Genomic DNA, 23,320 nt, shown 5'->3' with positions numbered 1-23,320 from the left:
CGCGATCAGTCCCACGCCACCGGGAGCGCGTACACCCCGTAGATGTCGGAATCCGTCCGCATCGGGATCTCTTCGGCCGGAACGGCCAGTCGCAGCTTCGGGAACCTGGCGAGCAGCCCGGTGAAGGCGACCTTCATCTGGACCCGCGCGAGCTGCTGACCGAGGCACTGGTGGACCCCGTGCCCGAAGGAGGCGTGCCCGGCGGCGTTCCGGCGGACGTCGAGCCGGTCGGGATCCGGGAATTTCAGCGGATCACGGTTGGCCGCCATGCCCGACAGTGCGACCGCCTCCCCCGCTTTGACGAGCTGGCCGCCGATCTCGACGTCTTCGAGCGCGGTGCGCGCACCGGTGTGCGCGATCGTCAAGTAGCGCAGCAGTTCCTCGATCGCGCCGTCGATACGCTCCGGTTCTTCGCGCAAGACCGCGAGCTGGTCCGGATGTTGCAGCAAGGCGAAAGTGCCCAGCGCGAGCATATTGGCCGTGGTGTCCAAACCGGCTCCCAGCAAGAGGAACGCGATACTGGTGAGCTCCTCGTCGGTGAGTTCCGTGGTCGTCAGTTCGCCGAGGATGTCGTCGGTCGGCTCGGCCCGTTTCGCCAAGATGAGTTTGTAGAGGTACTCCCCCAGCGCGTTGATGGCGGCTTCCTGCTCCTCGGCCGGAGCGTCCGGCAGGTTCAGCGGCAGGACGTTGCGGCGGAAGAACTCGTGGTCTTCGTAGGGGACGCCGAGCAGCTCGCAGATCATCAGCGCCGGAATGGGCTGCGCGAAGGCCGTCACCAGGTCTGCTGACGTACCTTGCCGTTCCATCGCGTCGAGATACTCGGTGGTCACCTGCTCCACTCGTTCGGAGAGCAGCCGCATTCGGCGGACGGTGAACTTGCCGGTGAGCAGCTTGCGGTACCGCGCGTGCTCCGCACCGTCCATCCTGATGAACATCCCCGGGGCCGCCGGTGGCATCTCCACCATCGCGGCCGCGCCCGGCAGCGGCGAGTGCATCAGCTCCTGCCGGGCGCTGAACCGCGGATCCGCGAGGACGGCCCGGGCGATCGCGTGCCCCGTCGCGAGCCAGCCTTCGTGGCCGTCGGGGAACGTCAGCCGGACGAGCGGGTGCTCGTCGCGCAGCGTGCCGAGCTCGGCGGGCGGGTCGAACGGGCAGCCCTTCGGTCGTTCGAGGGGTATCTCGGTGAGATGAGGGATCGAGGTGGTCATTGCTGTTCCTCCCAGTTTTTACCGATACCCAAAGGCTACGTTGCATTTACGTTTGACTCAAAGCTACGGACTGGCATTTCCGCTGTTGCTGCTGGTAGATTTCGGGAAATCGTTGCAACGGTCGTGGCGGTGAATGCAACGTCTCGTTGCAATGATCTGCGCGTGAACGCACAGGAGGTGCCCATGCCGGGCGGCAGGCTGACCCAGGAGGACCGCCGGCTGATCGCGACCTGGCTCAAGGACGGTCTCGGTTACGCCGAGATCGCCCGGCGGCTCGGGCGGCCGACGTCGACGATCAGCCGCGAGGTCGCGCGCAACAGCGGCCGTTCCGGCTACCGCGCCGACGAAGCGAACCGCGTGACCGGCGAACGCGCGCGGCGCCGCAAACCGCAACCGCGCGCCGTCCCCGTCCTCGAGAACGGCTACGGACGGGACCCGGAAGCCGTACGCGCCTTCGAAACCGACTTCGCCGAGATGATCGTGGCGACCGGACTACCCCGGATGACCGCGCGCGTCCTCGCTTGCCTGGCCGTCAGCGACGACGGCGTGCTCACCGCCGCCGAACTCGCCCGGCGGCTCCAGGTCAGCCCGGCCTCGATCTCGAACGCCGTCGCCTACCTCGAAGCGCAGGCGATGCTCAAGCGGGAACGGGACGGCCGCCGTGAGCAGTACGTCATCGACGAGGAAATGCCGCAGCGAGTCTGGGCCGAAAGCGTCCGCTCGAACCAGGAATGGGTCAAGGTCTCCCGCCAGGGCGCCGAAGTCCTCGGCGTCGCGACACCCGCGGGCGCCCGCTTGGACGACCTCTCCCGGTTCCACGCCCGCATCGACGAAGTCATGCACGACGACCGCGTCGCCGTATTCGCCGGTGACGCGCTGACCGTACTCACCGCACTCCTCCACGCCGGGCGCGCACTCTCCCTTCCTGCCCTCGCGTCCGCACTGGACTGGTCCACCGAGCGGGCCGCGGCCGCCTTGCGGGTGGCGGAAGAGCACCCGCACATCGCCGGCCCGGTTCGGGTGGATTCTCGCGCTGGGGAGTATCGGGCGGTCCCGTTGGCGGAACGGCTCACGACTGCGCAGTTGGCTGCTTTGAGGTCTTGAGTGGTCCCGGGTGGCTCGGGTAGGCGATGGCTGCGCCCGGTTTGAGCGGAGTCTTGCGGACTCACCGCCTGTTGCCGCTTTTTGGCGACGCTGGCCTAATGGCGAGTTTTGGCAGCGGCTTTTGAAGGGGCCGAAGCAGAGCCCTTGCGCACGCGGTGCCCGTCGCCGCTTTCCGGCAACGCGGTCTAATGGCGCGACTTGCCAGCACCGCTCAAAGGACCAAGCGACACCCTCCTCGCACGCCGCCCGTCGCCACTTTCCGGCGACGCGGTTCCAACAGCAAGACTTGCCTGTGAGCGTCCTTGAAGGTGAAAGTCGAGCCCTCCGCACAAAAGCCGCCTATCGCCGATTCCCGGCAATGAGACTCAGAACGGTGGTGGCTCGTCGGCGAGCGGAGTCCTTGGGCGGGGTACGTGAAGCGGCGGGGGTGAGCTGTCGTAGCTCTGTCCGGTGGGGGTGGTAATGGTGAGGGTGCCGTCGGTGGCGAGGTGGTAGGTCCAGCCGGGTTCGTCTTTGAGGCGGTGGTCACGTCGGCAGAGATCGATCAGTTCGTCGACATTGGTATGGCCGCCGTGCTGCCAGGGCACGGAATGATCGATGTCGCATGCTTGCGCGGGACGGTGGCAGCCAGGTCTTCGGCACTCGCGGTCCCGGACCCGGACGAACTCGTCCAAACCGGCGGTGGGTCGATACCGGCCCCGCCCGAGATCGAGTACCTGGCCGGAGAGCGGGTCCGTGATTATGCGGCGCAGCACGGTGTTCGGGCCGGTGGCGATGTGCCGGGCCAGTCCGGCGGGGACTGTGCCGTGTCCGGCCATCTCCGCCGGGTCGTCGTTGAGGCCCAGGTAGGTGAACAGATCCATGTACAGGAACACTTCGGTGCGTTCACTGGTGCCGCCTTGGCCGCCGAGCAGGAGGTCGAGCGCGACGTCGGCCCGTAGCTGCTCCAGGGTGCGGGTCTCTTCCCCGGTCTTGAGCGCCCGTGCTTCCCGATCGATGCGCCGGTAGGCGGCGGTGACTTTCTCGACCGGTCCGTCTTCGACCTCGATCGACGCCACTCCCGTTTCGCCTTGCCGCAAGGTCAGGCGACGGCCTTCGCGATGCCGTTCGGCCCGCGCTTCGGCGCCCTCGCGGTCGACGGTGTTCGCCGCGTGGTTCGCTGCTTTCCGGATCTGATCAGGGTTCCTGCCCGGTAACCGCTCCTCCAGGAGCGAATCGACGGTACGGGCGTCCTCGTCCGACAGCCACGCGGTGGCCGCGGCGACCTTCATCGCGCCGAAGCCACTCACTTCTCCTTGGTCCATCAGGGACAGAGTGCGGGGCAGGCGGGCGGTCAACGCGTCGGCAGCGGCGACCATCGCACCGGCATGATTGTCCACAAGAGACAGCGCGAAGGCGACTTCCTGCGTGACGCTCCGCGCCCCGTCGCGATGCCGGTTCAGCTGCGCCAGCGCCCGGAACCGGACCGCTTCCAGCCGCGCGATCCCTGCCGACGCCGCTTGCGCGACAGCGACGGAATCCTTGTCGTCCAACGAAGTGACCGAAGCATTCACAGCTTTCAGCACCTCGGGTTCAGCGAGTTTTTCCAGTAGCGCCACAGGCGCGGAATGTGTGTCCACCCCACGACCATACGACCGGCCACCGACAGTTTCCGGCTTCACGACGAGGGGCGGGATCGCCGATTTTCGACAACGAGCACTCGGCGGAGGCCCGGCAGCCATAGCAGCCGTGCGGTATCCCCGACCTACGACAACGAGGCATCCGCGCAGCGTCGCCGACTTCCGGCAACAAGGTCTCAGCCGAGACCTGCCGATAGGCACCACCGGGCGTCCGTCGCCGATTTCCGGCACTGAGGTAGCCACCGGATCACGTAGCCGATTTCCGGCGACAAAGGCAGGCCGCCGACAGAACCTGCCACCCGAACGCCCAGCAAGAACCCGCCGAGAAGCAACCGAGCCCGCCCACCGGGAAAGCCCTACATCACATCCCGCACGACCATCCGCTCCGAAGCCCGTTCGATAGCCGCCTCGACCGCCCCCACCCGATCCGCCAGCAAGCCCATCGCGCCGACCGCGCGGCTCATCGGGTCCTCGTCGTCCCCGCCCAGCGCCTGCGCACGCAGGTAAGCCGCCTTCACGTCCGCCCAGCGCTTCGCCTCCGAGGAGCTCAGCCGTCCGCGCAGTTCCGCCAGTTTCAGCAGATTCGCTTCGGCGCCCGAGGTGAGTGTCTGCGCTTCGCCGGCGTAGTGGTCGTCGATCAGCGCTTCCAGTTCGGCGTCGTTCATCGCGGGCACGATCCGGCCGGCGAGTTTGTTCATGTTCCGGTACGAGCCTTGCAGCTGGAACGGCGGTTCGACGCGGGACGAGTCCGCTTGCGCGGCCGAGGCGATGTACGCCTGGTTGTTCGTCAGGACGATCCGCTGGACCTTGATCAGTTTCCGCAGTACGGCGAGGATCTGCTCGAGCTCGGTCGCCGAGTACGCGTGCTTCAGCTGATCCGCCCGCACCGAGCCGTCGCCACGGGCCAGCCGGACGAGAACGTCCACATCGGACCGTTCGCGCGAGACCAGCGGGGCCAGGACGGTGTTCGCGGTGAGCGAGTTCTCGATGTAGCTCAGCGCGAACAGCTCTTCCTTGCCCGACAGCACATCGCCGAGGTTCCACACGTCCGCGCGGTTGGCGAGCATGTCCGGGATCCGGAACCGCTTGCCCTGCTCGGTGTACGGGTTGCCCGCCATGCAGACCGCGAACCGCTTGCCCCGCAGGTCATAGGTCCGCGTCCGGCCTTCCCACACGCCTTCCATCCGCCGTTGCGCGTCGCACAGCGAGATGAACTTCTGCAGCAGTTCCGGCGACGTGTGCTGGATGTCGTCCAGATACAACAACACGTTGTTGCCCTGCTCCAGCGCGAACGAGATCTTCTCGACCTCTTGCCGCGCCGTCGCGTTGGGCGCGTCCGCCGGATCCACCGACGTGACCTCGTGCCCGAGGGCCGGCCCGTTCACCTTGACGAACACCAGCCCGAGGCGGCTCGCGACGTACTCCATGAGGGTCGTCTTGCCGTAACCGGGCGGCGAGATGAGCAGCAGCAGACCGGACTGGTCGGTCCGCCGCGCGTCGCCGGTCGCGCCGAGCTGCTTGGCGAGGTTGTCGCCGATCAACGGCAGATAGACCTCGTCGAGCAACCTGTTGCGCACGAAGGCGCTCATCACCTTCGGCTTGTATTCGCTCAGCCGCAGCCTGTCGCGTTCGGCCGCCACCAGATCGTTGCGCAGCCGCTGGTACGCCCGGAAACCCGGCACCCGCTCGCGCCGGAAGCGCAGCGTCCTGGCCAGCGTCTCGTCGAGCCGCAGGGTCAGTGACCGGTTGACGATTCGCGGATGCGAGCCGAGCAGACCGTCCACAGTGGCCGAAAGCTCCGCCGAGGAGTCGTAACGGGGCAGGTCGGCCAGTTCGATCGCGACGGCCTCCGCCAGTTCGTCGTCAGGCAGACCTGCGGAATCCACAAAGGACCGAAGCCAGGCCTCGGCGAGCTGGTGACGGTCCGCGAGGTCTTCGAGGGCGCGCAGGTCTTCGGCGAAGGTCCGGCGGTCGAGCCGGAACTTGTCGAGCAGGGTCCGCGCGCCACCGCTGGTGACGAAACCCGGCGACGCGTCGGCCAGCTCCTCGAACAGGTACTCGCCGGCGAGTTCGATGTCCAGCGCCAGGCCGGACGACGTGGCGAACGCGCCCATCGCCTCGGTGAGTTCCCGCGCCAGCGCGTCGATCGCCGTGGTGTGACCGAAAGCCTCCCGCACCCGCGCGAGCGACGCGGCACGCGTCGTCCACGCGGCCTTCGCCGCCTCATCGGCGCCGAAGGCCCAGAACAGCTGGGCGGCGGCCCTGGCGGTGGGCGGGTAACGCAGCAGCCCGGCCCCGGATCGCAGGCGCAACAACACCGACAGGATCGCGGCGGCGTCGTGGTCGTGCACACCACGCGCGTAACCCTCGTCGTAGCGGTCCCCCGCCACCCGCCGGACGACGTCCAGCAGATCGGCTTCCTGCAGATCCGGCTGTCCGGCCAGGATCGACGTCGCCAGGTACTCGGCGCGGTAGACCTCGGCCGACTCCGAGACCAGTAGCTGGTCCCAATACTGCCGCGTCTCCTCGAACGCGGAATCCCGCACCGGCGAGCGATAGTCGGTGCCGGTGATCGCGAACTTCATCCCGCCGTCGTGCGGCACCAGAGTGAGGTCGATGTCCTGCGTGTTGACCGCGAAGGTGTTGCGGCCGAGGCGGATCGTCTCGCCGCCCTCGCCGTAAAGGTCGAGCCGGTCGCGCAGTGCGCGGCCCGCCTCCTGCCGGGCGGCCTTGACCCGGCCTTCCAGCTCTTCGGCGCGCACCTGGTCGCCGAGGTCCCGCAGTTCGGCGACGACGCTGCGCAGCTTCGCGACCATCGGGTCGGAAGCGAAGTAGGTGTTGATCTCGTCGACCGAACCGAGCGTGCCGACCCGCCTGGTGACGCTCGAGAGAATCCGCTCGGCCGAGTCGACCAGCCTGTCCGCCCGACGCGCCCGCTCGTCGAGCAGCGCCTGCTTGCGTGAGGAGAACGCCTCGTAGACGTCGGTGCGCTTCTCGCCGAGCGACGCGAGGAAGTCGTCGAACTCGCCGAACCGCGACTCGAGGTTTTCCAGCTGCAACAGCAATCTACCGAGCTGCTCGTCGCAACGGTCGGGAGTGTCCGCGACCGCGAGCCCGCCGGTGATCGCCTGCGCGAGCAGCGCGAACTCGGCGGCGAACTCCGCCCGGCCCTCGGTCTCCAGCAGTTCCTTGCGACGTGCTTCGAGGGTGGCCCGTGCCCGGTTGACCGCGCCGATGACCTCGCCGACGCGTTCGAGGATCTTCGTCCGCACCACGGCGTCCGCGATGTCCAACCCCCCGACGACGTCGGTGAGCACTTCGAGCCCGCCGGACTGCTCGTCCAGCTGTTCGGCGACCGGGACGGCCTCGGCGACCGTGGAGATCGCGCCCGCGGCCTCGATCAGCCCGTCGACCTCGGCGTGATAGCTCGTGAACGCGTCTTCGCCCTGCAGGAACCGGACGGCGCGCTGAGCGGCCTCGCCGAAATTTCCGTCGAGATCGGCGATCAACTCGTCGACGCGGCCGGTGTCGGCATAGCGCAGTTCCCGGACGGTGACGAGATGGCCTCGCGCGCGGTGCATTTCGGCGAGCCTGCGCACCCAAGCGTCGGCCGCGTTCAGTGCCTCGCCGCGGACCTTCCGCACGAGCGAGGCGGTTTCCGCGGCGGCTTCCTCGACGGCGTCGGCCGCCTGCGAGGTGAGCGCGGTGACCGTCTCGAACTCGTCGAGCACCTGCTCCGCGGTGACCCGGACCTCCGACAGCGGCGACCGCAGATCGCCGAGTTCGGCCTCGCCGAGCCAGTGGTAGTGGTCGAAGACCCGCGCGCACGCGGCGATCAGAGCCTCGAACACCGCCGCCGACGGCGCCATCTCGCCGACCATCCGGCCGATCGAGAGACAGTCGGAGATCCCGCGGACCAGATCGGCGTTGCCGACCCGCTCCAGCGGCCCGGTCCCGGCGGGCTGCGACGCGGCGTAGGTGTCGGACTGGAACGGCGTCCGCCACACCTGCATCGGGTGCACACGGCTCGGCTCGTCCGACAGCGCGCGGAACAGCACCATCGTGCCGTCGTCGAACAGCGAGTACCCGTGGCACGGGATCGGGTTCGAGACCTCTTTGCGGATCACGTTGTACGGCAGGAGAAGCGAGCGTCCGTCGGTCCGCGCGTGGAAGACGTAGAGCACGTCCTCGCCGTTGGGCGAGCGGATCACCCGCTCGAATTCGAGCCCGTCCACGGTGGTGTCGAACGTCTTGCTGACACCCGTGTCGAGGTAGTAGCCGCCGGGGAAGATGATCCCGTGGTCCTCGGGCAGCCGCTGGCACGCCTGTCCGATCCCGTCGAGGCGCACGACGTCGCGCGTGCGGGTGTTGAACACCAGGTATCGGTGCACGGTCTCCTTGTACGGCAGCACCCGCAGCAGGATCAGCGGGCCGATCCTGGCGTAGGAGACCTCGGCGTCGGCGAGGCTCTGCAGCGGCTCGTCGACCGCCTCGGCGTAGACGCCCTCACCGGTTTCGGTGTTGTTCTCGACCTTGATCGTCAGGTTGCCGCCGACGGTCTCGACGAACACCTCGTCCTCGATCGAGATATGCGGATGCCGGCCGAGAACATGCTGTTCGCGGCTCGTCTCGATCCATTCGAAGTCGTGCGACGGCGGGAAGACGTGGTCCCGTTCGCCCCGGCTGTCCACATAGGACACCGTGCCGTCGGCGGCGATCCCCCAGCGCAGCACGCGGATGTCCTCGGTCCGCGGACCGATCTGGAACACCGCGAGCAGTTTGCCCTCGACCCGCCGCAGCTGCAGCAGCTTCGCCTGCCGGTAGTACCGGTACAGCTCGGCGAAGTCGCGGACGAACTGCTCGTCGCGCAGCAGCTCCGGCAGCTCTTCGGCGGGCACGTCATCGAAGCGGAACGCCTCTTCGTCGTGGCTGAAGCCGTGCAGCGAGAAGACGTCATCGACCGTCGTCTCGGGCTTGAGGCCGATGAAGACGTTGTAGCCGAAAAGCATCCGCCCGCCGACCGACACGACGTCCCGCGGCACGCAGTTGTTCGCGGTGCGAATCCGCTCCGTGCCGATCAGCGCGAGCTGCGCGCTGCCGAAGACCCCGAGCCGCGCCTTGTTGAGCTCGTCCGCGCGTTTCGCCAGTTCGGCGGCCTGTGCGGCGAGCCGGGCGCGGAGCACCTCGTAGGTGCCCGCGTCCAGCTGCTCCATTCCCGCCGCCGGTTCGGTCGTCGTCACTGCTTCGCGGGGGCGAGGGCGGCCACAGAGGTGTCGGCGAGGCCGAGCCGCTGCGCCATGGCCAGCAGCTCCTGCACCTTGCCGCTGTCCGGGCCGCCCGCCTGCAGCTGCTTGGCTAGGAAGGCCGACAGCGTCAGATTCTTCACGTCCTCCGTGCTCACCGAGCCGACCAGTTTCGTCAGGTCGTCGGTGAAGCTGCCCGAACCGTCGAGCCACGACTTCCCGAGGGTCTGGACGACGTCCGAATGCTCGACGAAACCGTCCACGCTCTTGCCGAGCCCGATCGAGCCGATCACCTTCTCGAAGAACATCGTCTCGCCTCCGACGATGTCGATGTCGGCCTTCTCCAGCCCGATGCCCAGCACCGTGGCCTGCGCCTCGGCGACCTCACGCTGCACGTTGAGCGCGGCGAGCCGGATCTCCTTCTCGGCCTCCAGGCGCAGACGGTACTCCTCGTGCTGGCGGCTGGCGGAGTCGAGCGCGGCCATCGCGGCGGCCTTCTCGGTGAGACCTTCGGCCTCGCCCTTGAGCTTGTCGCGCATCGCGTCGGCGAGCACGATCGCCTTCTCGCGTTCGACGATGGCCTCGGCGCGGCCGACCTTCTCCAGCGCGTCGGCGTCGCGTTCCTTGACCTGCGCCGCGGCCAGGCCGACGGCGGCCTCCTCGGCCTGGATGCCTTCGGCCAGGCGGATCTTCGCCCTGGTCTCCAGCTCGGCGGCCTGCTGGCGCGCCTCGGCCAGCGTCAGCTCCTCGCGGGCCTTGTGCTTCGACGCGGCCTCGGCGGCTTCCGCGGCCTTGATGTCCTTGACGAGGTTCTCCTGCGCCTCCCCCTCGGCCCGGATGATGGTGGCCTCACGCTGGCGTTGCGCCTCTTCGACGACGCGGAGCTTCTTGATGTTCTCTTCCTGCTCCGCGACGGTCTTCTCGACCGCGATCCGCTCGCGGATCACCTCGGCGATGGACCGCTTCTCGGTCTCGACTTCCTTGTCCTTGGCGATCCGGGACAGCTCGGTCTCACGTTCGCGGCCGATGACCTCGAGCAGCCGGTCCTTCTCGATGCGCTCGCTCTCGATGGCGATGACCCGCTCACGGTTCTTGCCGGCGACCTCGATCTCACGCTGCTGGTTCTGGTGCTGGATGCCGAGCTGCTCGTCCGTGCGGAGCTGCGCGGCCTGAGACTTGAGCCGCTCCTCCGCCTGCACCTTCGCGATCTCGGCCTCTTCGCGCGCCCGCATGGTCTCGACCTCGCGGCGCTGCTTGATCTCGGCGTCGGCCTGCCGCCGCTCCAGTTCGAGGATCGCCTCCTTGGCGTCCACGTTCTGGCGGGTGATCTCCTTTTCCTCGCTGCGGCGGAACTCGTTCGTGCGCACGTGCTCGATCGCGGTCAGCTCGGTGATCTTGCGGATACCCTGCGCGTCGAGGATGTTCGCGGAGTCGAGCTGCGCCATCGGCGTCTGCTCGAGGTAGTCGATGGCCGCGTCCTCCAGGCTGTACCCGTTGAGGTCGGTGCCGATGACGCGGATGATCTGGTCGCGGAATTCGTGGCGCTTGGTGTAGAGGTCCACGAAGTCCAGCTGCTTGCCGACGGTCTTCAGGGCCTCGGAGAACTTGGCGTTGAACAGCTCCTGCAGGGTCGCCTCGTCGCTCGCGCGTTCGGTGCCGATGGCCTGCGCGACCTTGATCACGTCCTCGACGGTCTTGTTGACCCGCACGAAGAACGAGATCCGGATGTCGGCGCGGATGTTGTCCCGGCAGATCAGGCCCTCGCGGCCGGTCCGGGTGATCTCCATCGCCTTCACCGAGGTGTCCATGATCTCGGCCTTGTGCAGCACCGGCAGGACGATCGCGCCGGTGAACGTCACGTCGACGCGGCGGACCTTCGAGATGATCAGTGCCTTCCCCTGCGGCACCTTCTTGAACAACCTGGTGATCGTGAAGAGCAAGACCAGGAGGATGACAACTACCACGGCGATCAGCACGCCGGCCCCCACACTGATGGCACCCATAGTGTTCCTTTTCTGCTTCAGATGTCCAAGGACTCGACCCAGAAGAACTCGCCTTCGGAGTCGTAGTCATAGAGAACTACGCGGCTGCCCGCCGTCAGGTTGCCTTGGCCTGCCTGCCGAACGTCCACAATGGCCGTGGACCCGTCGGCGGCGGCGACTTCGGCCTGGCCGAAGTCATGGGTGACCGACGAGGTGCGGATGACCGCGGCCCTGCCGACGAAGTCCCTCCTGCTCGGCTCCTTCGCGGGGCCGAAGACACGACGTAGCGGCACCACGATCACCCTCGTCCCGAGTGTGCCGAGCACGAGCGCGACGACGAGCACGCCGACCCCGAGCCCGATCCTCGATGGTGTCGAAAGCTCCAGGTCATCGAGAAGAACCGTCCCTGCCAGGCTGGCGAACCAGGTGAATGCGATCAGTAAGGAGAGCGAAAGGGACAGTGGGACCCCGCCGAAGCCCACCAGGAGCCCGTCGCCGCCGTCGAACTCGTCGAGCTCGACGGCGCCCAGCAGGGCAAGCAGCCAGTAGCCGATCACCACGATCAGCAGGAAGCTGAAGAGCACGGCCGGAAACCCCAGAGCCGCGGTGACGAACCCGCCCATCGCCGTCGTTCCCTCCCCCGTTACCCCGGGTCAGGACTATAACCAGCGCGTGAGCGCGGGCGGGCCGTTTTCGGCTACGACTGGGTCACGGTGCCCGGAAGCGTGCGGGAGGTCGCCGCATTTCGTCCTCTGAATGCGACAAAGGCGCCGGAACCGAGTCGACCGGGGTGGTCGTGAGTGGCGATTCGGGTTAGAACCCGAAACGCCACTCACGACCCCCTGTACCGACGCCTTACCGCCGGCGTTACGCCGACCGGCCGCTCCGAAGCCATCCGGTTGGACCTGTCGCAGCACCGGAGCGAGCCCTACTCTCCAGTATTGAGAGTGACACAGGACACACCACGGTCTTGGGAGGCTCCATGGGGTGGCACGTTCGCGAAACGATCGACGAGGATCGACGCGAACGGCGAATCCGCCATGTCACCCGATGTCTGAGCTGCACGCTCACCTGCGTCCATTGTGGACTTCCCGCGCGATTCTCCGTTCCCCCAGGACATCCCGGCCTCGGCGTCGTCGAGCACCTACCGGGTGTGACCACCCCGGGCCTCCCAGATCTGGCTCTGCTGCACCGATTCTGCCGGGACACTCTCGCCGCGGAACCGGGGATCGCGCTCAGGCGTGCCTATCTCGGCCTGGCGACCGAACTCTTCGAAACGGGGCGGCGGATCCGCCGTCACCACAGGCTCGGCGTGCATCCGCCACGGCCGGGACATCTCGAGGCCTACCGAAAACGGTGGCGAGTGGCCAAAATGCGGTACGCCTGCAAGGCGTGCCGGTACTACACCGGCTCTCACTGAGCCGATTCTCCCCCGGAGGACTCGTGCTCGTTCGTCTCATCCTCGGTCTGCTCATCACCGTCGCCGGTCTCGCTTTCGCCGCCCGCCGCGCCGCCTGGCTCTACAAACTGATCCGCTCCGGCCAGCCGGACGAAAAACGCTCGGACGTCATGGTCGTCCGCGCGAAAACGCATCTGGCCGAAGTCTTCGGGCAGCGCAAACTGCTCAAGTGGTCGGTCCCCGGGCTCGCGCATCTCTTCACGTTCTGGGGTTTCGTGATCCTCGGATCGGTCTACGTCGAGGCGTACGGCGCCCTGTTCGACCACGACTTCCACATCCCGCTCATCGGGCACTGGGCGGTTCTGGGTTTCCTCCAGGACTTCATCGCGGTCGCGGTGCTCGTCTCGCTCGCGGTCTTCGCGGTCATCCGGATCCGCCAAGCACCCGAACGGAAAGACCGCGCGTCGCGGTTCTTCGGCTCGCACACCGGCGGCGCCTGGCTGATCCTGTTCATGATCTTCAACGTGATCTGGACGATGTTCCTCTTCCGGGGCGCGTCGGCCGCGGTCGGCGTCTTCCCGTACGAGTCGGGCGCCTGGGTTTCCCTTGGCGTGGGCGAACTCCTGGAGCCGCTGGGTCCGTCGGTCACCGAGCCGCTGGAGACCGTCGGGTTGCTGCTGCACATCGGCGTGATGCTGGCGTTCCTGTCGATCGTGCTCTACTCCAAGCACCTCCACATCTTCCTGGCGCCGGTCAACGTCACGGCGAAGCGGCTCCCGGACGCGCTCGGCCCGCTGCTGCCGATGGAATCCGGCGGCAAGCCGATCGACTTCGAGGATCCGGGCGAGGACGACACATTCGGCCGCGGCAAGATCGAGGACTTCACCTGGAAGGGCATGCTCGACTTCGCCACCTGCACCGAATGCGGGCGCTGCCAGTCGCAGTGCCCGGCGTGGAACACCGGGAAACCCTTGTCCCCCAAGCTGTTGATCATGGATCTGCGCGACCACCTCTTCGAGAAGGCGCCGTACATCCTGGACGGAAAGGAGGCGCCTGAAGGGCGTCCCCTCGTCGGTCCCCAGGACGACGGCGGCGTGATCGATCCGGACGTCCTCTGGTCCTGCACCACGTGCGGCGCCTGCGTCGAACAGTGCCCGGTCGACATCGAGCACGTCGACCACGTCGTGGACATGCGCCGCTACCAGGTGATGATCGAGTCGGCCTTCCCGAGCGAACTCGGCGTGCTGTTCAAGAACCTCGAAACCAAGGGAAACCCCTGGGGCCAGAACAACTCCGACCGCCTCGCGTGGACGAAGGACCTCGGCTTCGAGGTGCCGATCTTCGACGGCGAACTCGCCGACGACGTCGAGTACGTCTACTGGGTCGGCTGCGCGGGCGCTTTCGACGACAACGCCCGCAAGACCGTCCGCGCCACCGCCGAGCTGCTGCATCTAGCCGGGGTGAAGTACACGATCCTCGGCACCGACGAGTCGTGCACCGGCGACCCGGCGCGCCGCTCCGGCAACGAGTTCCTCTTCCAGATGCTCGCGCAGCAGACCGTCGAGACGCTGAACGCGGTGTTCGAGGGCCGTGAACCGGGCACCCGCAAGATCGTCACCACCTGCCCGCACTGTCTCAACACCCTCGGCCGCGAGTACCCGCAACTGGACGGGCACTACGAGGTCCTGCACCACACGCAACTGCTGAACCGCCTCGTCCGCGCGGGCAAGCTGACGCCGGTCAAGCCGGTCGACGCCGGCCCGGTGACCTACCACGACCCGTGTTACCTCGGCCGCCACAACAAGGTCTACGAACCGCCGCGCGAACTCGTCGGCGCGACCGGCGCGACGCTCAGCGAGATGCCCCGCCACGCCGACCGCTCGCTCTGCTGCGGCGCCGGCGGCGCGCGGATGTGGATGGAGGAGCAGATCGGCAAACGCATCAACCTCGAACGCGTCGACGAAGCCCTCGGCACGGACGCGGAGACCATCGTCACCGGCTGCCCGTTCTGTCGCGTGATGCTGAACGACGGCCTCGTGCAGCGGCAGAGCGAACAGCGTGGCGAGAACGTCACCGTGCGCGACGTCTCCCAGCTCCTGCTGGAGACCGTGCGGGAGCGGGACCGGACCACCACGGAGATTTAAGGCACCGGGTGGCGGAGCTGAGATGTATGCCGGGAACGGACACAACGCGTGAACCCGCCCGGCCGAAGGCCCCGCTATCGCGGTGGCAGGGCACCCTTCCTCCTCGGCCTGACCGGTCCGGCCAGGCCGCGTCCTGCCGACGTCGATCGCGGACGCGGGTTCACCCAGAGATTTAAGGCACACGAGAGTTGGAAGTTCGGCACACCGAACTCTAAACTCGCGGTATGGCGAATCTGCGCAAGACCGTGTGCGCGCTGGCGGCGTCGACGGCACTCGTCCTGTCCGCGTGCGGCGGCACGGGCGACGCGACGATCGGCGGCGGGGACGACAAGCGGCCCGTCGTACTGACCACGTTCACGGTCCTGGCGGATATCGCCTCGAACGTCGCGGGCGACAAGCTCCGGGTCGAGTCGATCACCAAACCCGGCGCCGAAATCCACGGCTACGAACCCACCCCGGACGACATCAAGAAGGCCGCGAAGGCCGACCTGATCCTCGACAACGGGTTGAACCTGGAGGCGTGGTTCGCCCGGTTCGTCAAGGAGAGCGACGCGCCGCACAAGGTGGTCAGCGAGGGTGTCCAGCCCATCGCCATCGGCGAAGACGCCTATCAGGGAAAACCGAACCCGCACGCGTGGATGTCCCCGACGAATGTGGGTATCTACGTGGACAACATGGTGAAGGCGTTCAGCGAGCTCTCCTCCGGCGACGCCGCCGCGTTCAAGGCCAACGGCGACGCCTACAAGGCGAAACTGAAGGAGGTGCGGGACGAGATGACGGGTGCGCTGAGCGGTCTGCCGCGGAACGAACGAGCGCTGGTCACCTGCGAAGGCGCCTTCTCGTATCTCGCGCGCGACACCGGCCTCACCGAGCGGTACATCTGGGCGGTCAACGCCGAACAGCAGGCCACGCCGCAGCAGATCACCCGCGCCATCGAATTCGTCAAGCAGAACAAGGTCCCCGCGGTGTTCTGCGAGTCGACCGTCTCCGACGCCCCGATGCAACAGGTCGTCTCCGCGACCGGTGCCGCGTTCGGCGGCGTCCTCTACGTGGATTCCCTGTCCGGTCCGGAAGGCCCGGTGCCGACCTACCTCGACCTCATCCGCCACGACTCGAAGACGATCGTCGCCGCCCTCACCGGAGCGAAGCCGTGACAGCCGCGATCCGCGTCGAAGGCGTCACCGTGCACTACGGCGACGTCCTCGCGCTCGACGGTGTCGACGTCACTCTCGAACACGGGCACGTCTGCGGACTGGTCGGGATGAACGGCTCCGGCAAGTCGACGCTGTTCAAGACCATCATGGGCATGGTCCGGCCGGACACCGGCACGGTGTCGATCGACGGCGGCACCCCCGCCCGCGCCCGCAAGACCGGCGTGATCGGGTACGTGCCGCAGAGCGAGGACGTCGACTGGTCGTTCCCGCTGTCGGTGCGGGACGTCGTGATGACCGGCCGCTACGGGCGGCTCGGCTTCACGCGGCGGCCGCGCCGCGCCGACCACGAAGCCGTCGACCACGCGCTGGAGCGGGTCGAACTGACCGAACTCGCCGGACGCCAGATCGGCCAATTGTCCGGCGGGCAGCGCAAACGCGCCTTCGTCGCGCGCGGCATCGCGCAAGGCGCCCGTGTCCTTCTGCTGGACGAGCCGTTCGCCGGCGTGGACAAGCGGTCCGAAGCCACGATCACCCGCCTGCTCAAGGAACTCGCGGCCGACGGCGCCGCGGTCCTGATCTCCACGCACGACCTCCACGCGCTGCCCGGCCTGGCCGACGAGGCGATCCTGCTGATGCGCAAGGTGCTCGCGCACGGCTCCCCCGGCGAGGTCCTCCGGCCGGAGAACCTCGCGCTGGCCTTCGGACTCGATGTCCTGCAACGGGAAGAAGAACCCGCGTGAGTCTCTACGACCTGTTCCTCGAACCGCTGAGCTACGACTTCATGGTGCGGGCGCTGGCGTCCACGGTCATCGCGTCGGCGGTCTGCGCGGTGCTCTCCTGCTGGCTGGTGCTGATCGGCTGGTCGCTGATGGGCGACGCCGTCTCGCACGCGGTGCTGCCCGGCGTCGTGCTCGCGTACGTCCTCGGCGCGCCCTTCGCGCTGGGCGCCGTCGTCTTCGGATTCCTCGCCGTGGCGCTGATCGGCGTCGTCCGCGACACCAGCCGCGTCAAGGAGGACGCCGCGATCGGCATCGTGTTCACCACACTGTTCGCGCTCGGGCTCGTGCTGATCTCGGTGACGCCGAGCCAGACCGATCTGAACCACATCATCTTCGGCAACCTGCTCGGCGTCGACACCTCGGACCTGATCCAGATCGGCGTCCTCGGCGCGATCACGCTCACCCTGCTGGTGCTCAAACGCCGCGATTTCACCTTGTACGCCTTCGATCCCACGCACGCGCACGCCATCGGGCTGAACCCGCGGGTGCTCGGCGCCGCACTGCTCGGCCTGCTCGCGCTGACCGCGGTGGTGGCATTGCAGGTGGTCGGCGTGATCCTCGTGGTGGCGATGCTGATCATCCCCGGCGCGACCGCGTACCTGCTGACCGACCGGTTCGGCCGGATGCTCGTGATCGCGCCTTCGTTCTCGGTGCTCGCGGCGGTGACCGGGCTGTACCTGAGCTATCACCTCGACACCGCGTCCGGTGGGATGATCGTGCTGGTCCAGGGCGCGGGGTTCACGCTGGTGTACCTGTTCGGGCCGCGGCACGGGATCGTCGGGAAGCGGCTGGCCAAGCGGCGACGGGAAGCCGCCCGGGTGGCGTAACCGGACAATCACCCCGCGCTCTGTGTCTCTCGTGACATGGGTTGACGCCTTCCCTTAGGTTAGGCTCCCCTCATGTCTACGGAAGACGCGCTGCTCACCGGCCATGACCTGGTGCTCGCGCACCAAGAGCGGGCCGTGGTGGACGGCGTGTCCTTGTCGCTGCGCGCCGGCGTGGTGACCGCGCTGGTCGGTCCTAACGGCTCCGGCAAGTCGACGCTCCTGCGTTCGCTGGCGCGGCTGCACAAACCCCGCGAGGGCGGCGTCCGCCTCGGGGAACGCGCCGTCTGGGGCGGGAACGCGTTGTCCGGCAAGGAGTTCGCCCGGCGGGTCACGTTGCTGACCCAGCACCGGCCCACGCCGAGCGGCGTTTCGGTGCGCGACGTCGTCTCCTACGGCCGGTACCCGTACCGCTCGGGCTGGCGCGGGGTCGACGTCGACGGCGCCGCCGCGATCCGCCGCGCGATGGAGCTGACCGGGGTGACGCCGATGGCCGAACGCGGCGTCGACGAGCTCTCCGGCGGCGAACTCCAGCGTGTCTGGCTCGCTTCCTGTCTCGCCCAGCAGACCTCCGTGCTGCTGCTCGACGAGCCCACCAACCATCTCGACCTGCGCTATCAGGTCGAGATCCTCGACGTCGTCCGCGATCTGGCCAACGAAGGCGTCGCGGTCGGCGTGGTGCTGCACGACCTCGACCACGCGGCGATCATCGCCGACGAGGTCGTGCTGCTGAGCGAGGGAACCATCGTGGCCACGGGTGACATCGGGCAGGTGCTCACCACCGAGCACCTCTCCCAGGCCTACGGCGTCACCGTCCACGTCGCGAACGACCCGGTGACGGGCGCGATCCACTGCAGGCCACTCGGGCGGCATTCGCCCAGGCCTGCCTGAGAAATCCAGGAAGAACCATGCGTTTGCTGACCCCTGCCGCCCTCGTCGCGGCGGCAGCCCTGCTGCTGTCCGCCTGCGGCACCACCGAGAACACCGCGGCCGCGCCGAGCGACACCGCCGCCGCGAGCGGACCGGTCACGGTGACCGACGCGCGCGGAAAGGCCGTCAACCTCAAGGCCCCGGCCAAGCGCGTCGTCGCGCTCGAGTGGGGCGAGGCCGAGATGGTCGCGTCGCTCGGGGTCATGCCGGTCGGCGCCGCGGACGTCGCGGGCTACAACGTCTGGGACAAGGCCGCCCCGCTGACCGCCGAGGTCAAGGACGTCGGCAAACGCAACGAGCCCAGTGTCGACGCCATCGTCGGGCTGAACCCCGACGTCGTCATCATCGCCGACGAGCGCGACTCGACGCTGGTGCCGCAGATCGAGAAGTACGTGCCGGTCGTGGTCACCAAGTCCAGCGACGCGAGCCGCAACTTCGACCGCCTGCGCGAGGACTTCAAGCTGATCGCGAAGACGGTCGGCAAGGAGTCCGAAGCGGACAAGCAACTGTCCGAAATGGACGCCAAACTCGCCGAGGGCAAGAAGGCCGTCGAGGCCAAGGGCGCCGCGGGCACCCCATTCCTGATGGCCGACGGCTACCTGGAAGGCAGCACCGTCAGCATCCGCCCGTTCGGCAAGGGCTCGCTGGTCTCCGACACCGCCGAGGCCGTCGGCCTGAAGAACGCCTGGACCGGCAAGGTCGACCCGCAGTGGGGTCTCGGCCAGACCGACGTCGAGGGCCTGACCGCGATCACCGACCCGAAGACCGTGCTGTTCTACAGCGCGTCGGAGGAAGACGTCTTCACCACCGGGCTCGCGCAGAACGCCGTCTACCAGCGGCTGCCGTTCGCGATCTCGAAGAAGATCCACAAGCTGGAGGCCGGCACGTGGACCTTCGGCGGGCCGAAGTCGGTCATCATGACCGCCGACCAGATCGTGAAGGCCATCACCGCCTGATGATCAAGGAACTGCGCGCGCCGCAAGCCGTGCGCACCGCGGTGGTGTCGGCGGCGCTGGTGGTGCTCATCGTCGTCCTCGCCGGCGTCCACCTGACCCAGGGCACCTCGACGTCCGGTCCGCTGGACGTGGTGAAGGCGATCTTCGGCCAGGGCGACGCGCAGACCCTCGCGGTACTGGAGGGTTCGCGCGTCCCCCGGCTGCTCGCCGCGTTGCTGCTCGGGGTCGCGCTCGGCGTCGCGGGCGCGGGAATGCAGTCCGTGGCACGGAACCCGCTCGCCTCGCCCGACACGCTCGCGGTCAACGCGGGCGCGCATTTCGCCGTGGTGGCCATTTCCGCGTTCGGGCTTTCGCTGCCGCTCGTGCCGGTGGGCGGGGCGGCGTTCGCGGGCGGGCTCGCCGCGGCCGTCATCGTGCTGGGCCTGGCGGGAGGCGGTTCGGCGAGTCCGCGGCTGGTGCTCGTCGGCTCGGCGGTGTTGCTGGCGCTCCAGTCGGTGACCATCCTGCTGCTGCTCCTGTTCGAGCAGGAGACGTCCGGGCTGTTCGCCTGGGGCAGTGGTTCGCTTACCGTTTCCGATCTGCGGGCGACCGCCCAGATGACACCGATCGTGGTGATCGCCGTGGCGGCGCTCATCGCGATGGGCCGCAAACTCGACGTCCTCGCCCTCGGCGACGACAACGCGACCGTGCTCGGCCTGCGGGTGCGCCGGACCCGGATCGGCGCGGTCGTGCTGACCGTCGCGCTGACCGCGGCGGCGGTGACCGTGGCCGGACCGGTCGGGTTCGTCGGGCTGAGCGCGCCGGTGATCACGCGGCTGCTGCTGCCGATCGCCAAACACCGCGCGCTGCTGCCGGTGTCCGGGCTGGTCGGTGTGGTGACGGTGCTCGGCGCCGACGTCGTCCTGCGGGCGATCATGGGTTCGGCCGCCGCCGTGCGGGTGCCGACCGGTGTGGTGACCACGATCGTCGGCGCCGTCGTGATGGTGTGGCTGGCGCGGCGGGGGCGGGGCAGCGGCTCACGCCGTCCCGCTCCGGCAGGACGGGTCGGGGTCGCCGGATCGACCCGGCGGCTCGTGGCCATTTCCGTCGTGCTGGTGGCGCTGCTCGCCGCCGTCCCGGTGGCAGGCCTGATGCTGGGCGACCGGATGGTGCTGCTCGGCGACCTCGCGAACTGGGTCACCGGCAACACCGGGACCGCGCTGACTTTCGTGCTGGACCAACGACTTCCGCGGGTGCTGGCCGCGCTGCTCGCCGGTGCCGCGCTGGCGGTCTCGGGCTGCGGGATCCAGTCGGTCAGCCGCAACCCACTCGCCGAACCCGGTCTGCTCGGCATCACCGCGGGCGCCGGGCTCGGCGCGATCACGTTGATCACCATCGTCCCCGCGGTCGGTGCCTGGTCGATCGCCGGTGCCGCCGGCGTCGGCGCGACCGTGGTGTTCTTGCTGGTCTACGGATTGGCTTGGCGGTCGGGGCTGGATTCGGACCGGCTGGTGATCATCGGCATCGCGGTCTGGTCGGCCGGGATGGCGCTGATCACGCTGCTGATCGTGGTCTCCGACCCGTGGAACTCGGCCAAGGCGCTGACCTGGCTTTCGGGGTCGACCTACGGCCGCACGCTGGAACAGGTCGCACCCGTGGCACTGGCGCTCCTCGCGCTGACGCCGTTGCTGTGGATCAAGCACCGGGAACTCGACCTGCACGCCCTCGACGAGGACACCCCGCGCGTGCTCGGGATGCGCATCGAACGGTCGCGGCTGGTCATGCTGGCCGCCTCCGGGATCCTGGCGGCCACCGCCGTGTCCGCGATCGGCGTGGTCGCGTTCGTCGGGCTGGTCGCGCCGCATCTGGCGCGTTCGCTCGTCGGCGGACGGCACGGCCGGGTGATCCCGGTGGCCGCGGCGCTCGGGGCGCTGCTGGTGAGCGTCGCGGACACCCTCGGGCGGACGGTCATCGCGCCGGCCCAGATCCCGGCGGGCCTGGTCATCGCGATGGTCGGGACACCGTATTTCGTGCTGGTGCTCTGGAAGACCCGGCCGTAGAAGTCCGTGAAGGCCTCCTTCCCTACCCTCAAGGTAGGGAAGGAGGCCTTCACGGAACTACAGGGCCTTCTGCAGGTGGGTGGCCAGCAGCTTCGTGAAGCGGGCGGGGTCGCCCAGTTCACCGCCTTCGGCGAGCAAAGCCATGCCGTACAACAGTTCCGCGGTCTCGGCGAGTCCGTCGTTCTCGCCCTGCGAGGCGAAGGCGTCCCGCAGCCCGGACACCAGCGGGTGGCCCGGGTTGAGTTCCAGGATCCGCTTGATCTGCGGCAGTTCCTGGCCCATCGCGCGGTACATCTTCTCCAGCGTCGGGGTGACGTCGTTCGTGTCGCCGACGATGCAGGCGGGCGACGTCGTCAGCCGCGACGAGAGCCGCACCTCCTTGACCTGGTCGGAAAGGGTCTTCGTGAGCCAGGTCAGCAGCCCGGAGAACTCTTCCTTCTGCTCGTCGGTGGTGTCGGAGTCGAGTTCGACCTCGCCCTTCGCGACCGACTGGAACTGCTTCTCCTCGTAGCCGGGGACGGCGTCGACCCACATCTCGTCGATCGGATCGGTGAGCACGAGCACCTCGTACCCCTTGGCCTGAAAGGCTTCCAGATGCGGGGAGTTCTCGATGCTCTGCCGCGACTCGCCGGTCAGGTAGTAGATGTGCTCCTGGCCGTCCTTCATCCGCTCGACGTACTCACGCAACGACGTGAGCTTCTCCGGATCGTTCGTCGAGGCGAACGAGCAGATGTCGAGGATCGCGGTGCGGTTCTCGTGGTCGTCCAGCAGGCCTTCCTTGACGGCGCGGCCGAACTCCTTCCAGAACGTCTCGTACTTGTAGGGGTTCTCGTCGGCCATCAGGGTCTTGACCGTCGAAAGGACCTTCTTGACCAGCCGTCGGCGGATCAACTGGATCTGCCGGTCCTGCTGCAGGATCTCGCGCGAGACGTTGAGCGAGAGGTCCTGAGCGTCGACGACGCCCTTCACGAAGCGCAGGTACTCCGGCATCAGCGCTTCGCAGTCGTCCATGATGAAGACGCGCTTCACATACAGCTGGACGCCGCGTTTGCGCTCCCGCATGAACAGGTCGAGCGGCGCGTGGCCCGGCAGGAACAGCAGCGCCTGGTACTCGAAGGTGCCCTCGGCCTGGAGCCGGATCGTCTCCAGCGGGTTGTTCCAGTCGTGCGCGACGTGCTTGTAGAACTCGTTGTACTCGTCTTCGGTGACGTCGCTGGAGGGGCGGGCCCACAGCGCCTTCATCGAGTTGACCGTGACGACCTCGTCGCCCTCGGTCATGCGGATCGGCCAGGTGATGAAGTCCGAGTACTTCTTGACGATCTGCTTGATCTTCGTGGCCGAGGTGTAGTCGAAGAGCTGGTCTTCGGCGTCCTCGGGCTTGAGGTGCAGGACGACCGACGTGCCCTGCGGCAGGTCCGGCACCGTCTCGATGGTGTACGTGCCCTCACCCTCGGACTCCCAGCGGACGCCCTCGTCCGATCCGGCGCGGCGGGTCAGCAGCGTGACCTTGTCGGCCACCATGAAGCTGGCGTAGAAGCCGATGCCGAATTGGCCGATCAGATCCTGCGAAGCCGCGGAATCCTTGGTCTCTTTCAGTTTCTTCAGGAATTCGGCGGTGCCGGATTTCGCGATCGTGCCGATCAGCGCCACGACGTCGTCCCGGCTCATCCCGATTCCGTTGTCCCGCACGGTCAGGGTGCGGTTTTCGGGGTCGGTCGCGATCTCGATGTGGAGATCGTCGGTGTCCGCCTGGAGGTCCTTGTCACGGAACGCTTCGAGGCGGAGTTTGTCCAGTGCGTCGGAGGCGTTGGACACCAGTTCCCGCAGGAAGGTGTCCTTGTTCGAGTAGATCGAGTGGATCATCAGCTGGAGCAGCTGACGTGCCTCCGACTGGAACTCGAGTGTTTCGGCAGAGGTTGTCACGCGCCGATATTACCCA

15 protein-coding genes are annotated in these 23,320 nt (G+C 67.9%); 9 read left to right on the top strand and 6 right to left on the bottom strand.

Going from position 1 to position 23,320, the window contains the following annotated elements; genetic code table 11:
• Positions 1-5 precede the first annotated feature (5 nt).
• Entirely contained in the window at positions 6-1,208 is a 1,203-nt protein-coding gene (locus AC0685_RS19725) for a cytochrome P450 (protein WP_478226848.1), read from the bottom strand.
• 183 nt (positions 1,209-1,391) lie between these two features.
• Between AC0685_RS19725 and AC0685_RS19720 the strand changes: the two genes are divergently transcribed.
• On the top strand, positions 1,392-2,312 hold the full coding sequence (locus AC0685_RS19720) for a helix-turn-helix domain-containing protein (RefSeq protein WP_478226911.1): 921 nt from the start codon (positions 1,392-1,394) through the stop codon (positions 2,310-2,312).
• A gap of 365 nt (positions 2,313-2,677) precedes the next feature.
• Here the strand turns inward: AC0685_RS19720 and AC0685_RS19715 are convergent, their stop codons facing one another.
• The 4 genes from AC0685_RS19715 to AC0685_RS19700 form a co-directional block, all read right to left on the bottom strand.
• Positions 2,678-3,910, bottom strand: a complete 1,233-nt coding sequence (locus AC0685_RS19715; protein ID WP_478226910.1) for an HNH endonuclease signature motif containing protein — start codon at positions 3,908-3,910, stop codon at positions 2,678-2,680.
• 377 nt (positions 3,911-4,287) lie between these two features.
• Entirely contained in the window at positions 4,288-9,171 is a 4,884-nt protein-coding gene (locus tag AC0685_RS19710) for a DNA repair ATPase (RefSeq protein WP_478226847.1), read from the bottom strand.
• Positions 9,168-11,177 carry a flotillin family protein gene (locus AC0685_RS19705; protein ID WP_478226846.1) on the bottom strand — a complete coding sequence of 670 codons (2,010 nt, stop codon included), beginning with the start codon at positions 11,175-11,177 and terminating at the stop codon, positions 9,168-9,170. The genes AC0685_RS19710 and AC0685_RS19705 overlap by 4 nt, the downstream gene beginning before the upstream one ends.
• Before the next feature lie 17 nt (positions 11,178-11,194).
• Positions 11,195-11,779 (bottom strand): hypothetical protein, encoded by a 585-nt coding sequence (locus tag AC0685_RS19700; RefSeq protein ID WP_478226845.1) that lies wholly within the window; start codon positions 11,777-11,779, stop codon positions 11,195-11,197.
• 359 nt (positions 11,780-12,138) lie between these two features.
• Between AC0685_RS19700 and AC0685_RS19695 the strand changes: the two genes are divergently transcribed.
• From AC0685_RS19695 to AC0685_RS19660, 8 genes are all read left to right on the top strand, one after another.
• Positions 12,139-12,576, top strand: coding sequence for a hypothetical protein (locus AC0685_RS19695; RefSeq protein ID WP_478226844.1), 438 nt, complete (start codon positions 12,139-12,141; stop codon positions 12,574-12,576).
• Between the two features lie 23 nt (positions 12,577-12,599).
• On the top strand, positions 12,600-14,699 hold the full coding sequence (locus AC0685_RS19690; RefSeq protein ID WP_478226843.1) for a heterodisulfide reductase-related iron-sulfur binding cluster: 2,100 nt from the start codon (positions 12,600-12,602) through the stop codon (positions 14,697-14,699).
• Positions 14,700-14,923: 224 nt separating this feature from the next.
• Positions 14,924-15,853, top strand: a complete 930-nt coding sequence (locus AC0685_RS19685) for a metal ABC transporter substrate-binding protein (protein WP_478226842.1) — start codon at positions 14,924-14,926, stop codon at positions 15,851-15,853.
• Positions 15,850-16,593 (top strand): metal ABC transporter ATP-binding protein, encoded by a 744-nt coding sequence (locus tag AC0685_RS19680; RefSeq protein ID WP_125796300.1) that lies wholly within the window; start codon positions 15,850-15,852, stop codon positions 16,591-16,593. Before AC0685_RS19685 ends, AC0685_RS19680 begins: the two co-directional genes overlap by 4 nt.
• A complete protein-coding gene (locus AC0685_RS19675; protein WP_478226841.1) occupies positions 16,590-17,459 on the top strand; it encodes a metal ABC transporter permease in 870 nt (289 codons plus the stop codon). Before AC0685_RS19680 ends, AC0685_RS19675 begins: the two co-directional genes overlap by 4 nt.
• 72 nt (positions 17,460-17,531) lie before the next feature.
• A complete protein-coding gene (locus AC0685_RS19670; protein ID WP_034317853.1) occupies positions 17,532-18,347 on the top strand; it encodes an ABC transporter ATP-binding protein in 816 nt (271 codons plus the stop codon).
• 17 nt (positions 18,348-18,364) lie between these two features.
• A complete protein-coding gene (locus tag AC0685_RS19665) occupies positions 18,365-19,342 on the top strand; it encodes an ABC transporter substrate-binding protein (protein WP_478226840.1) in 978 nt (325 codons plus the stop codon).
• A complete protein-coding gene (locus AC0685_RS19660; protein WP_478226839.1) occupies positions 19,342-21,381 on the top strand; it encodes an iron ABC transporter permease in 2,040 nt (679 codons plus the stop codon). Before AC0685_RS19665 ends, AC0685_RS19660 begins: the two co-directional genes overlap by 1 nt.
• A gap of 57 nt (positions 21,382-21,438) precedes the next feature.
• On the opposite strand, the gene htpG is transcribed toward AC0685_RS19660, so the two are convergent.
• The gene (gene htpG, locus AC0685_RS19655) at positions 21,439-23,304 is read right to left on the bottom strand and encodes a molecular chaperone HtpG (protein WP_478226838.1); all 1,866 of its coding nucleotides are present in this window, start codon (positions 23,302-23,304) and stop codon (positions 21,439-21,441) included.
• Between the last annotated feature and the right edge of the window lie 16 nt (positions 23,305-23,320).

This window comes from Amycolatopsis sp. NPDC043889, assembly GCF_056435645.1.
This window is presented reverse-complemented; position numbering and strand designations above follow the sequence as displayed.